The organism is Pseudomonas sp. 43A (assembly GCF_013363935.1).
Lineage (GTDB): Bacteria > Pseudomonadota > Gammaproteobacteria > Pseudomonadales > Pseudomonadaceae > Aquipseudomonas > Aquipseudomonas crudilactis.
In genome coordinates this window covers 3074608-3087519 of the sequence record NZ_CP054880.1, presented here as the reverse complement: position 1 = coordinate 3087519, position 12912 = coordinate 3074608, and the positions used below count along the sequence as shown (strand labels likewise).

Here is a 12912-nt window from a genome sequence, read left to right as displayed (position 1 = left end):
CTTCAATCAGCAATTCCTGCGCCTGGTGCCCAGCGGGCGAAAACTGGTGATCGGCATCCCGTTCATCTGGCTGTTCCTGTTCTTCATGCTGCCGTTCTTTCTGGTGATGAAGATCAGCTTCTCGGAAGCCGCGCTGTCGATCCCGCCGTACTCGGAGATCTACACCTACGCCGAACAGAAATTCCAGCTGCTGCTGAACATCGGCAACTACACCATGCTCGGCGAAGACGAGTTGTACCTGTCGGCCTACCTCGGCTCGCTGAAGGTCGCGGCGCTGAGCACGATGATGTGTCTGCTGATCGGTTTCCCGATGGCCTACGCGATCACCAAGACCGGCAAGGAAACGCAAAACGTCCTGCTGCTGTTGATCATGATGCCGACCTGGACCGCGATCCTGATCCGCGTTTACGCGTGGATGGGCATCCTCAGTAACAACGGTTTGCTCAACGCGTTTCTGATGTGGACGGGGCTGACCGATCACCCGATCGAGATCCTCAACACCAACACTGCGGTGTATATCGGTGTGGTTTACGCCTACCTGCCGTTCATGGTGTTGCCGCTGTACGCCAACCTGGTCAAGCACGATGGCAGCCTGCTGGAAGCCGCGCAGGATCTGGGTTCGAGCAACTTCAACAACTTCTGGAAAATCACCGTGCCGCTGGCCAAGAACGGCATTATTGCCGGCTGCATGCTGGTGTTCATTCCGGTGGTCGGCGAGTTCGTGATTCCGGAACTGTTGGGTGGCCCGGAGACGCTGATGATCGGTCGCGTGCTGTGGCAAGAGTTCTTCAATAACCGCGACTGGCCGGTGGCGTCTGCGCTGGCGGTGGTGATGCTGTTGATCCTGATTGTGCCGATTCTGCTGTTCAACCGCAGCCAGGCCAAAGAGATGGAGGCACGGGGATGAAACGCTTCGGTTTTTCCAAATTCATGCTGATCTTCGGTCTGGTGTTCATTTATCTGCCGATGCTGATTCTGGTGATCTACTCGTTCAACGCCTCGAAACTGGTGACGGTGTGGGGTGGCTGGTCGGTGAAGTGGTACGTCGGCTTGCTCGACAACACGCAACTGATGGGCTCGGTGGTGCGCTCGCTGGAAATCGCCTGCTACACCGCGATTGCCGCCGTCGCACTGGGCACCCTCGCCGCGTTCGTGCTGACTCGTGTGACACGCTTCAAGGGCCGCACGCTGTTCGGTGGTCTGGTCACCGCGCCGTTGGTGATGCCTGAGGTGATCACCGGTCTGTCGCTGTTGCTGCTGTTCGTGGCCATGGCGCAGTTGATTGGCTGGCCGCAGGAACGTGGCATCGTTACGATCTGGATCGCCCACACCACGTTTTGTGCCGCTTATGTCGCGGTGGTAGTCTCCGCCCGCCTTCGCGAACTGGACCTGTCGATCGAAGAAGCGGCGATGGATCTCGGTGCGAAGCCGTTCAAGGTGTTTTTCCTGATCACCATTCCCATGATTGCGCCGTCGCTGGCGGCGGGCGGGATGATGTCGTTCGCCTTGTCGCTGGATGACCTGGTGTTGGCCAGCTTCGTCTCCGGGCCGGGTTCGACGACCCTGCCGATGGAAGTGTTCTCGGCGGTACGTCTGGGTGTGAAGCCTGAGATCAACGCCGTGGCCAGCCTGATTCTGCTGGCGGTGTCGCTGGTGACTTTCCTGGTCTGGTACTTCGGCCGCAAGGCAGAAGCCAACCGCAAAAAAGCGATTCAGGAAGCGATGGATCAGACGGCGCATGAGTCGTGGCAACCTCAGCAATCCGCAGCAACTGCTTAACCTGTATCCCTCACCCCGCCCCTCTCCTATGGGAGAGGGTCAGGGTGAGGGGGCTTTGCGTAACGTGAATAAAAAGAATGGAGTTGTACCGATGAAAATGTTTGGCAGGACTCTGCTGACACTGTCCTTAATGGGCGCAATGGTCATGGGCGCCCAGGCCAACGACAAGGTGCTGCGTGTTTACAACTGGTCCGATTACATCGCGCCGGACACCGTCAAGAAGTTCGAAGACGAGACCGGCATCCGCGTGACCTACGACGTCTTCGACAGCAACGAGACCCTTGAGGCGCGCTTGCTGGCGGGCAAATCCGGTTACGACCTGGTCGTGCCGTCGAACAGTTTCTTGGCCAAGCAGATCAAGGCCGGCGTGTATCAGACGCTGGATAAATCGAAGCTGCCGAACTGGAAGAATCTCAACCCGGTGCTGCTGAAAAACGCCGCCGCCAGTGATCCGGACAACGCCCACGCGTTCCCGTACATGTGGGGCTCGATCGGCATCGGTTTCAACCCGGCCAAGGTCAAGGAAGTGCTCGGCGCCAACGCCCCGACCAATTCCTGGGACTTGTTGTTCAAACCGGAAAACGCTGAAAAACTGAAAGCCTGCGGCATCAGTTTCCTCGACTCGCCGACCGAAATGATCCCGGCCGCCCTGCACTACCTGGGCTACCCGGTGAATGACAGGGACACCGCGCACATCAAGGAAGCCGAGGCGCTGTTCATGAAGATTCGCCCGAACGTGGCGTACTTCCACTCCTCGAAATACATCTCGGATCTGGCCAACGGCAACATCTGCGTCGCGGTCGGTTACTCCGGTGACGTGCTGCAGGCCAAGGCCCGCGCGGTGGAATCGGGTAACAACGTGGTCATCGACTACAGCATTCCCAAGGAAGGTGCTGGCAGTTTCTACGACATGGTCGCGATCCCGCGTGATGCGGCAAACGTCGAGAACGCTTACCTGTTCATGGACTTCCTGATGCGCCCGGACATCATCGCCGAGATCACCAACAGCAACGGCTACAGCAACGCCAACGCGGCGGCGACGCCATTGGTGGATGAAGCGATCCGCAACGATCCGGGTTCGTATCCGTCGCAAGCGGTGATGGCCACGTTGTATGCGGTGCCGGATCAGCCGATTGCCACCCAGCGAATCATGACCCGCGGCTGGACGCGGGTGAAACTCGGTAAATAGAACAAGCGCAAATCCAAATGTGGGAGCAAGCTTGCTCGCGAAAGCGGTGGGTCAGGCTATGCAGATGTTGAATGAACCGACGCCTTCGCGAGCAAGCTCGCTCCCACAGGGACGGTGTTGACTCGAAAAATCATTGATTTCCCGTTCACGCAGCGCCTTACCACCGCTGCACCCTGCTATGAACGGCCTCACCTGGCTCCCTCGGCTCGGGTGAATTCTCAGGCGCCTTCGGGCGCCTTTTTTTGTGCCTTCAGATCAGCGGCCAGTCTTGCAGAACCCGATAGCGCCCCTTGTGCGATTCGAACAGGGCAAAACGTTCGGCGCGCATGAAGAACTCCGGCGGCGTGGCGGATTCCGGCTCCGGCGCACGGTAGTCTCTAGCCAACGTCAGATGCGGGCGAAACTCGCGGGGGGTCTCTTCAAAGCCAAACGGCAACATTGCCTGCTCCAGCGCATAGACCAAGCGCAGCAACGCCTGCGGGGCCTGCTCCGGCGCCAGCGACAACACCCCGGCGCGATGCCAGACCTGCAAACGATCCAGCGAAACCTTTAACGCCTCCCCCGGCGTGCGCACTTGCGCGGCGGCCTCGCAGACTTCATTGATCTGCGCCAATGGTACAGCGCCCAGAAACAACAGCGTGAGGTGGAAATTGTCCGGCGGCACCGGCTTACCGGTTCGCAAACCCAACTCCCCGCGCCACTGAGCGATCGCCTTCCGCTGCGCCGGCGGGCAATCGAGGGCAAAAAACAGTCGCTTCGCTTCATCGGTCATGGCCCTGCTCCCTGTTCATCGTGATCCGCCGGATTCTACACAGCCTGATCTGACGACTCGTGACAGGTAGCTATAGTTCAAGGATTGCCATCAACCGGAGGCCGCCATGCGCGCGATCCTCAGCAAAGAACCGTGGTGGGCCCGACCGCCGCATCCCGGACAGGACGAAACCGAACTGGAATGGGGCTGGTTGGTGCATTACAGCGAGGGTGAGCCGCGCTTCGAGTTCGTCCGTGAACGGCCGACGGACGAGCAGATCCGCAACCGCAAAAGCTGCAGAATCACCCCCTCACCCGAGTGAGGCCCCCTGTAGGAGCTGCCGAAGGCTGCGATCTTTTGATCTTGTTTTTTACAATCAACATCAAAAGATCGCAGCCTTCGGCAGCTCCTACGGGGATGTGTGTGAGCGTCAGGGTTCGAGGATGTTTTTGAAACCGCCAAAGATCATGCGCTGACCATCAAACCCCATCGGGTTGACGTCCGGTTGCATGCGCGGGTCTTCCATCATTTTTGCCATGCCGGCATCACGGGTGGCTTTGTCCGGCCAGATCAGCCAGCCAGATGAAACTGTTTCGCCTTCCTTGAGCTTTACCGCCATCGGAAATGACGTGACCTTGCCCTCCGGCACGTCATCGCCCCAGCACTGCACCACATCCAGTGCGCCGTATTCCTTGAACAGTTTCGCCGCGATTTCACAGTGTTTTTTGTACTGCTCACGATTGGCGTTCGGCACCGGCGCTACGAAAATATCGATGTAAGCCATGATCACTCTCCTTGCACGTTGGGTTCGATCTGCTGATTGGTCGATTGCGGTGGCTGCCATTCGACAGGACTCACGCCCAAGCCGACCGACGGTTCTTCACCCTCACCCAGATTGCGCTCGACCTGACCGGCCATGTGCAGGGTGCCGGCCATGACGCCGGTGGTCGGGTTTTGCACCAGCTTCAGCCAGGCTTTATCGAAGGTGCTGCCCAGACTGCTGCGGATCAGCGCTTCACTGTCGGGCCGGTCATTGGCCTGAATGATCGCGCGAATGCCGGCTACACCCACCGAAATCAATCCGCCAGCCAGTTTTCCGGCCGCAGCGGCTACTGCGCTGGCCGCACCGCGCGGGGCCATTTCCGCTTCCATCCGTTGGCTGGCGCGCTTAGCCACCGGGGCCATGCCGGCATCCGTCGAGGCAATGCCCTTGGCGCCGCCCTCGGTGTGTATCTTGTCGATCAGCGCGGCGTAGGCCGGCAGCGTGTTCAGCGGCTCGGTACTGATGACCTGATACAGCGAAGCATCGCGCGCCGGTGGTGGGCCAAGCGCAATGGCCGGGACTTTCTGCAAGCGTCCGTTGAGCTGACCAACGGGCACACCATGGCGTTGGGCGATGAGCGGCATCTGCTGCGCCATCAGTTGCGCATAGAACGCCGTCGCTTGGCCGAGAATCGCATCCGGATCGATTTCCACCGCCACTGGCGCCAGCACCCTTTCCTGATATTGCTCAAGCAGATACGCCGCCAGCCGCTTGGCCGATGCATCTTGCTCGCCGCCGGCATTGATCGTGTACCAGCTGACCTTCATCGACAGCCATTCCTGGGTCCAGTAGCTGCTGAACCACGGAATGAAATTTTCTTCAGTTTGCTGATAGACCCGAGTGCGCCAATGTTCCATCGAGCCACGGGCGAATACCTTTACTTGATCGGTGGACTGCTGCGAAGCGCTGACGATTTCCCGGTCGATCTGCTGCCAGGTCTGCGGCGAGACGAACACCGCTTGCGGCGCTGACACCGGGGCCCGCGCCGAAGTGGCGCAGCCGGCCAGCAACAACAGTGCGGCGACGAGCAGCGCACGCGGGTTCACGGTTGAGATTTCCTTTAAATGGGCGCAAGCAGATTTGAGTATAGGTGTGTGCGTCGGACCATTTGTCCGCTGTCGCGAAAACTCCGCAGATCCCCTGTGGGAGCGAGCTTGCTCGCGAATGCGGTGTATCAGACACATATGAATCGACTGGCTCGACGCCTTCGCGAGCAAGCTCGCTCCCACAGGGGTCTGCGACAACCATCACTGCCATCGATATTCACCATCGCCACGATTGCCTTCCGCCGACCGCCCATGAAAGGCACGATTAGCCCATCCGAAACACAACGAGGAGTTCACAGCATGATTCACACCCACGTCACACTCTCGGTGAGTTTCCCGGTGTTCGGCAGCAACTATTACGACCAGCACGTCGTGTCGCACAAGGCGCAGGCACTGGTGTTCAACGAAGATTTCGAAGATCTGCTGATGCCCGCCGCGAGCAATCATTTCAGCAATGAAGTGGTCGGCCTCAACGATCAGTTCCGTTTTCTGAGCGACATTCTCGCCACCCATTTGCTGGACATCGAGGCCTCCGTGCCTGCGCGATCCAGCGTCCGGGCGAGCGCTCACTTTTAATTAAAAGGCCAAACAAAAAGGGCGTCCCATCGCAGGACGCCCTTTTTGCGTTCAATCAATCATCATCCCGATCGCGATAGTAACGACGCCCGTCGCGGCGATCATCACGGTCATCCCAACGTCGATCGTGGTCGTAATTGCGGCCATGATCGCGGTCGTAATGCCGGCCATGGCGGTGGTCATCATCAAAATCCGCGACACAGCCGCCGAGCATCACGGCGGCGGTCACGGTCAACAGCATCGTTGTTGCGCGCTTCATTCAACACTTCCCTAAAACCAAGGTCTTGACGACGGAATCGGCCACGCTGCCCACGCCTTCAGGACGCGGTGCGCGCAGCCGCAGATACGACCGGGCAAAACGCCGTTGATTCACTGGCCACCATCGACCGTTTGTCGCCCCGCCCGCGCTGCCCAAACAGCGGCGAAATGCCACCTATACTCCTTGCAACCTAGCCCCACGCAATGGATCTGCGCCCTCAATAACAACAAGCAGAGGTGGATCATGGTCTGGCAGCAAATCTACGACCCGTTCGGCAATCCGGTGATCTCCACGCTCATGGCCGCTGTGCCGGTGGTGGTGATGCTGGCGGCGCTGGCGTTTTTCCACGTCAAGGCGCATCTGGCGGCGCTGCTGGCGCTGGCGTCCGCCCTGCTGATTTCGATTTTTGCCTTCGGCATGCCGGCAAGCATGGCTGGCTCTGCGGCGTTGTTTGGCGCGGCGAATGGCTTGCTGCCAATCGGTTGGATCGTCCTCAACATCATCTTTCTCCATCGCCTGACCACCGAGAACGGCTCGTTCAAAGTGCTGCAGGATTCTCTCGCACGCATCACCGATGACCGACGTCTGCAGTTGCTGCTGATCGCCTTCTGCTTCGGTGCATTTTTCGAAGGCGCGGCGGGATTCGGTACCCCGGTGGCGGTGACCGGGGCGATTCTGATCGGTCTCGGGTTTTCGCCGTTGGCCGCGTCGGGTCTGGCGCTGATCGCCAACACCGCGCCAGTCGCATTCGGCGCACTCGGTACGCCGATCATCACCCTGGCCAAAGTCACCGGGCTGGATGAAATGGAGCTGTCGATGATGGTCGGTCGGCAGTTACCGTTCTTCTCGGTGCTGGTGCCGTTCTGGTTGATCTGGGCGTTTGCCGGGTGGCGCAAGATGCTGGAGATCTGGCCGGCGATTCTGGTGGCTGGGGTGAGCTTCGCCGTGCCGCAGTTTCTGGTGTCGAACTACCACGGGCCGATGCTGGTGGACGTGATCGCCGCGTTGATTTCCATGGCCTGTCTGACATTGTTTTTAAAGGTGTGGAAACCGGCGACCATTCACACCTCGGCAGCTCTTTCAGGGCGAGTCGATAACTCCAAAGTCGAAGAAGAGAAAGTCACCGCCAGCGCCGCGTTCAGCGATCAGGCGCGTCCGGCGGTGATGCGCGCGTGGATGCCGTGGATCATCCTCACCGTGTTCGTGTTTGCCTGGGGCACGCAGGGCTTCAAGAATATGTTCGACGTGCGCCCGGCGATTGATCCGGTCACGCATTCGGCCAAACTCGACCCCTCGGGCAAACCGGTGAACGAGGCTAATCCGATCTTCGCGCCGGCGGTGACCTTCACCACCCTGCACCTGCAGATCGAAAAAGTGCCGCCAGTGGTGGCCGCGCCGAAAGCCGAGGAAGCGGTGTACAAATTCACCTGGTTCACCGCCACTGGCAGCGGGATTCTGCTGGCAGCGATTGTCGGTGGGTTGCTGATGGGCTATTCGATTCCACAACTGATCAAGCAGTACCTGCGCACGTTGTGGGTGGTGCGGTTTTCGCTGATCACCATTGCGGCGATGTTGGCGCTGGGGTTCCTCACGCGCTATTCAGGGCTCGACGCGACCATGGGTCTGGCGTTTGCGGCGACGGGGATTTTCTATCCGATGTTCGGCACGTTGCTCGGTTGGCTGGGTGTGGCGTTGACCGGTTCGGATACCGCGTCGAACGTATTGTTTGGTGGTTTGCAGCGAGTGACTTCGGAACAGCTCGGCATCAGTCCGATCCTCATGGCAGCGGCGAACAGTTCCGGTGGGGTGATGGGCAAAATGGTCGATGCGCAATCGATTGTGGTCGCCTCCACCGCGACACGCTGGTACGGGCATGAGGGCGAGATTCTGCGCTACGTGTTCTTCCACTCGATTGTGCTGGCGATTCTGGTCGGCGGGCTGGTGACGTTGCAGGCGTATGTGGCGCCGTTTACACATATGGTGGTTGGCTCGCATTAGCCAGCTACACCCCATTCCCCTGTGGGAGCGAGCTTGCTCGCGAAGGCGTCCGTTCAGTCAGTGAAGAGGTTGACTGTGCCGGCCTCCTCGCGAGCAAGCTCGCTCCCACAGGTCTGAGGCTGTGAATGCAAAGGTGTTTACAGCGCCAGACAATTAATGAGCCACACGCATAACTCTATAGCGAAAATCCGACAAAACCTTTTCCTCTTTCCGGCAGTCACTCCTTAACGAGACCGGCGATGACGCTGGCTGCCCGCTTGGGCCATCCACGACCCAGCTGCCCTGATGAAGAGAAAAGGAATCGAACCATGACGATTTCCCGACGCAGATTTCTGATCCTCGGCGCCGTGACCGCCACCGCGTTCGCAATGCCGCCGTTTATCAGCCTCAAGGCCTACGCCGCCAATCTGGAGAAACCGGCCATGAGTAAAGTGACCATCAACGTCAACGGCAAGCCACGTGCGCTTGACGTCGACACCCGCACCACCCTGCTCGATGCCTTGCGCGAGCACTTACACCTGACCGGCAGTAAAAAAGGCTGCGACCACGGCCAGTGTGGCGCCTGTACGGTGATCGCTGATGGCCGACGCATCAACTCGTGCCTGACCCTGGCGGTGATGCATGAAGGCAGCGAGATTACGACCATCGAAGGCCTCGGCATGCCGGACAATCTGCACCCGATGCAGGCCGCGTTCATCAAGCATGACGGCTATCAGTGTGGCTATTGCACACCGGGGCAGATCTGCTCGGCGGTGGCGGTGATCAAAGAGATCCGCGACGGCATTCCCAGCCATGTCAGTGAGAGCCTGACCGAGCAACCGCAACTGATCGCCAGTGAGTTTCAGGAACGCATGAGCGGCAATATCTGCCGCTGCGGGGCTTACTCGAACATCATTGAAGCGATTACTGAAGTCGCGGAGGTGCCGGCATGAGACCGTTCAATTACAGCCGCGCCGACTCCCCCGCCGCGGCCGCTGCGCAAGCCGCTCAAGTCGAAGGTGCGCGGTTCATCGCTGGCGGCACCAACCTGCTCGACCTGATGAAACTCGACATCGAAACCCCGCTGCATTTGATCGACGTCAATCACCTCGGCCTGGATCAGATCGAGGCCACGCCCGAAGGCGGCGTGCGCATCGGCGCGCTGGTGCGCAATACCGACCTGGCGGCTGATCAGCGCATCAGAAAAGACTACGCCCTGCTCTCCCGTGCCTTGCTCGCCGGGGCTTCCGGACAGTTGCGCAACATGGCGAGCACCGCCGGCAACCTGCTGCAACGCACGCGCTGCCCGTACTTCTACGACACCCATCAGGCCTGCAACAAACGCCAACCCGGCAGCGGTTGTGCAGCGATCGGCGGGGTCAGTCGGCAGTTGGGGATTATCGGCGTCAGCGACGCGTGCATCGCCACACACCCGAGCGACATGGCGATTGCCATGCGCGCGCTCGATGCGCAGATTGAAACGGTGAAACCCGATGGCACGACTCGCAGCATTGCGATAGCCGACTTTCACCAGTTGCCCGGCACCACGCCGAACATCGAAACCAGCCTCACCCCCGGCGAATTCATCACCTCGGTGACACTGCCCGCACCGCTTGGCGGTACCCACGTTTATCACAAGGTGCGAGATCGCTCGTCCTATGCGTTCGCCCTGGTCTCGGTCGGTCTGATCCTGCAAAAGGACGGCAGCGGCCGCATCGCCGTCGGCGGTATCGCGCCGAAACCATGGCGGGTTGAAGCCGCCGAGGCGTTGCTGCCCCAAGGCGCCAAAGCCGTCAGTGCACGCCTGCTCGACGGCGCCACGCCGACCCACGACAACCAATTCAAACTGACCCTGGTCGAGCGCACGCTCGGTTCGGTGTTGGCGCAAGCGAGGGATGAAGCATGAAATTCGACACGCCCGCCACCACCAACCCGATCGACCAGTTGAAGGTTATCGGCCAACCCACCGACCGTATCGAAGGCCCGTTGAAAACCAGCGGTCAGGCGCCTTACGCCTACGAGCAACATGAGGCGGTGGCCAATCAGGCTTACGGTGTCATGGTCGGCTCGGCCATCGCCAAGGGGCGGATCAACAACATCGATCTTGAGGCAGCCAAAGCCGCGCCGGGTGTGCTGGCCATCGTCACCGCCGCCAACGCCGGCAAACTCGGCAAAGGCAAATACAACGCCGCCCATTTATTGGCCGGGCCCGAGATTCAGCACTATCACCAGGCTGTCGCGTTGGTGGTGGCCGAGACGTTCGAGCAAGCCCGCGCCGCTGCGCAAATGGTCAAGGTCGACTACGTCGCGAGCAACGGCGAATTCGATCTGACCAGCGTGCGCGACCAAGGCGTCGAGCCGAAAGAGGAGTTGCCCGACGTCAGCCACGGTGATTTCGCCAAGGCGTTCGCCGCTGCGCCGGTGCAGTTCGATCAGACCTACACCACGCCGGATCAGTCCCACGCGATGATGGAACCGCACGCCACGCTGGCGGCGTGGAAAGGCGATCAACTGACCCTGTGGACATCGAATCAGATGATTGCCTGGAGCGTCGGCGACATCGCCGCCACCCTCGGTCTGCCCAAGGAAAAAGTCCGGCTGATTTCGCCGTACATTGGCGGTGGTTTCGGTGGCAAATTGTTCGTGCGCGCCGATGCGATTCTTGCCGCCCTCGGTGCGCGCATGGCTGGCAGGCCGGTGAAGGTCGCCCTCGCCCGCCCGCAGATCGCCAACAACACCACTCACCGCCCGGCGACGATTCAGCGCATTCGCATGGGCGCGACGGCGGACGGCAAACTCACCGCAATCGCTCACGAAGGCTGGTCGGGCAATCTGGCGGAAGGCAAAGTCGAAGTCGCGGCGCAGCCAAGTCAGTTGTTGTACGCCGCTGAAAATCGGTTGGTCAGCATGCGTCTGGCTCCCTTGGACCTACCGGAAGGCAACGCCATGCGCGCACCCGGCGAAACGCCGGGGCTGATGGTCCTGGAAATCGCCATGGACGAGATGGCCGAGCAGCTCAAACTTGATCCGATCCAGTTCCGCATTCTCAACGACACCCAGGTCGATCCGGTGAAAACCGAGCGGCCGTTTTCGCAGCGGCGCCTGATCGAATGCCTGCAGACCGGTGCCGATAAATTCGGTTGGGACCAGCGCACTGCGCAACCGGGTACACGGCGTGAGGGTCGCTGGCTGATCGGCATGGGTGTCGCGGCGGCGATCCGCAACAATCTGTTGGTCAAGTCGGGCGCGCGGGTGCGGCTGGAGCGCGATGGCAAGATCACGGTGGAAACCGACATGACCGATATCGGCACTGGCAGTTACACGATCATTGCGCAGACGGCGGCCGAGATGATGGGCGTTGGCTTGAAGGATGTCAGCGTGCATCTGGGCGATTCGAGTTTTCCGGTGTCGGCAGGCTCCGGCGGGCAATTCGGTGCCAACTGCTCGACCGCCGGGGTGTACGCCGCGTGCATGAAACTGCGTGAGGCGGTGGCTGGCAAACTGGGGATGGCGGCGGATCAGGCGGATTTTATCGACGGTCAGGTGCGGCTCGGCGACAAGAGCGTGCCGTTGCGCAACGCTGCGCAGGACGGCGTTGTGGTGGCCGAGGACAGCATCGAATTTGCCGACCTGGCCGAGAAGTATCAGCAGTCAACGTTTGGTGCGCATTTCGTTGAGGTGGCGGTGGATGCGGCGACCGGTGAAGTGCGTGTACGACGCATGTTGGCGGTGTGCGCGGCCGGACGGATTCTCAACCCGAAAGCGGCGCGCAGTCAGGTGATCGGCGCGATGACCATGGGTGTCGGTGCAGCGCTGATGGAAGAGTTGGCGGTGGACAAGAAACTGGGCTTTTTCGTCAACCATGATCTGGCCGGGTATGAAGTGCCGGTGCATGCCGACATTCCCCATCAGGAGGTGATTTTTCTTGATGAGACTGATCCGGTATCTTCGCCGATGAAGGCCAAGGGTGTTGGTGAACTGGGAATTTGCGGGGTCAGTGCGGCGGTGGCGAATGCGATTTACAACGCCACCGGGGCACGGGTGCGGGAGTATCCGATCACCCTTGATAAAATCCTCTCTTCACTGCCGGAGATGATCTGAACCACCTGAAAGAGCCCCTCACCCTAACCCTCTCCCAGAAGGAGAGGGGACTGATCCGGGGATATTTGAGGGCTGCACCGACTTGAACGTCCTGCTGTGAATCCACAATCGACACAGCACATTCAGGTCGATGGATAGCGCTTTGCTGTAAATCCATAATCAACTCCGTCTCTCAGGGCGATGTATGACGCCAGACACCTCGGTCTGCCCCCTCTCCCTCTGGGAGAGGGCTGGGGTGAGGGAAATTGGAGAGTTTCACCGACCTGAAAGCTCCAATGTGAATCCATAATCGACTCGGTCTCTCAGGTCGATGTCTGACCCAAGACACCTCGGTCGGCTCCCTCTCGCTCTGGGAGAGGGCTGGGGTGAGGGGAAATCAGGTAGCGCACTAGCATGGGGTGCAAGTGCGCT

The 12912-nt window shown here is 60.1% G+C and carries 13 protein-coding genes; 9 read left to right on the top strand and 4 right to left on the bottom strand.

Annotated elements, in window-relative coordinates:
* The first annotated feature begins 25 nt into the window (after positions 1 to 25).
* From HUW52_RS13775 to HUW52_RS13765, 3 genes are all read left to right on the top strand, one after another.
* Entirely contained in the window at positions 26 to 907 is an 882-nt protein-coding gene (locus tag HUW52_RS13775; protein WP_371042493.1) for an ABC transporter permease subunit, read from the top strand.
* The gene (locus HUW52_RS13770; protein ID WP_175553946.1) at positions 904 to 1779 is read left to right on the top strand and encodes an ABC transporter permease subunit; all 876 of its coding nucleotides are present in this window, start codon (positions 904 to 906) and stop codon (positions 1777 to 1779) included. Before HUW52_RS13775 ends, HUW52_RS13770 begins: the two co-directional genes overlap by 4 nt.
* Before the next feature lie 91 nt (positions 1780 to 1870).
* Positions 1871 to 2968 carry a polyamine ABC transporter substrate-binding protein gene (locus tag HUW52_RS13765; RefSeq protein WP_123594281.1) on the top strand — a complete coding sequence of 366 codons (1098 nt, stop codon included), beginning with the start codon at positions 1871 to 1873 and terminating at the stop codon, positions 2966 to 2968.
* 250 nt (positions 2969 to 3218) lie between these two features.
* On the opposite strand, the gene thpR is transcribed toward HUW52_RS13765, so the two are convergent.
* The gene (thpR, locus tag HUW52_RS13760) at positions 3219 to 3740 is read right to left on the bottom strand and encodes an RNA 2',3'-cyclic phosphodiesterase (RefSeq protein WP_175553945.1); all 522 of its coding nucleotides are present in this window, start codon (positions 3738 to 3740) and stop codon (positions 3219 to 3221) included.
* Between the two features lie 106 nt (positions 3741 to 3846).
* On the opposite strand from thpR, the gene HUW52_RS13755 reads away from it, so the two are divergent.
* Positions 3847 to 4041 carry a hypothetical protein gene (locus tag HUW52_RS13755; RefSeq protein ID WP_016987682.1) on the top strand — a complete coding sequence of 65 codons (195 nt, stop codon included), beginning with the start codon at positions 3847 to 3849 and terminating at the stop codon, positions 4039 to 4041.
* Between the two features lie 108 nt (positions 4042 to 4149).
* Here HUW52_RS13755 and HUW52_RS13750 read toward each other — a convergent pair whose 3' ends face one another.
* Positions 4150 to 4503: a DUF1428 domain-containing protein gene (locus HUW52_RS13750; protein WP_175553944.1), complete on the bottom strand. Its 354-nt coding sequence runs from the start codon at positions 4501 to 4503 to the stop codon at positions 4150 to 4152.
* A 2-nt stretch (positions 4504 to 4505) separates the two neighbouring features.
* Positions 4506 to 5588 carry a hypothetical protein gene (locus HUW52_RS13745; RefSeq protein ID WP_175553943.1) on the bottom strand — a complete coding sequence of 361 codons (1083 nt, stop codon included), beginning with the start codon at positions 5586 to 5588 and terminating at the stop codon, positions 4506 to 4508.
* Positions 5589 to 5888: 300 nt separating this feature from the next.
* Here HUW52_RS13745 and HUW52_RS13740 point away from each other — a divergent pair, with 300 nt between their 5' ends.
* Positions 5889 to 6164 carry a hypothetical protein gene (locus HUW52_RS13740; RefSeq protein ID WP_016987679.1) on the top strand — a complete coding sequence of 92 codons (276 nt, stop codon included), beginning with the start codon at positions 5889 to 5891 and terminating at the stop codon, positions 6162 to 6164.
* 55 nt (positions 6165 to 6219) lie between these two features.
* Here the strand turns inward: HUW52_RS13740 and HUW52_RS13735 are convergent, their stop codons facing one another.
* Positions 6220 to 6423, bottom strand: a complete 204-nt coding sequence (locus HUW52_RS13735; RefSeq protein WP_064120858.1) for a hypothetical protein — start codon at positions 6421 to 6423, stop codon at positions 6220 to 6222.
* A 243-nt stretch (positions 6424 to 6666) separates the two neighbouring features.
* On the opposite strand from HUW52_RS13735, the gene HUW52_RS13730 reads away from it, so the two are divergent.
* The 4 genes from HUW52_RS13730 (at position 6667) to paoC (ending at position 12501) form a co-directional block, all read left to right on the top strand.
* Positions 6667 to 8421: an L-lactate permease gene (locus HUW52_RS13730; RefSeq protein WP_175553942.1), complete on the top strand. Its 1755-nt coding sequence runs from the start codon at positions 6667 to 6669 to the stop codon at positions 8419 to 8421.
* 308 nt (positions 8422 to 8729) lie between these two features.
* A complete protein-coding gene (gene paoA / locus HUW52_RS13725) occupies positions 8730 to 9353 on the top strand; it encodes an aldehyde dehydrogenase iron-sulfur subunit PaoA (protein ID WP_175553941.1) in 624 nt (207 codons plus the stop codon).
* On the top strand, positions 9350 to 10306 hold the full coding sequence (locus tag HUW52_RS13720) for a xanthine dehydrogenase family protein subunit M (protein WP_175553940.1): 957 nt from the start codon (positions 9350 to 9352) through the stop codon (positions 10304 to 10306). Before paoA ends, HUW52_RS13720 begins: the two co-directional genes overlap by 4 nt.
* On the top strand, positions 10303 to 12501 hold the full coding sequence (paoC, locus tag HUW52_RS13715) for an aldehyde oxidoreductase molybdenum-binding subunit PaoC (RefSeq protein ID WP_175553939.1): 2199 nt from the start codon (positions 10303 to 10305) through the stop codon (positions 12499 to 12501). The genes HUW52_RS13720 and paoC overlap by 4 nt, the downstream gene beginning before the upstream one ends.
* Positions 12502 to 12912 lie beyond the last annotated feature (411 nt).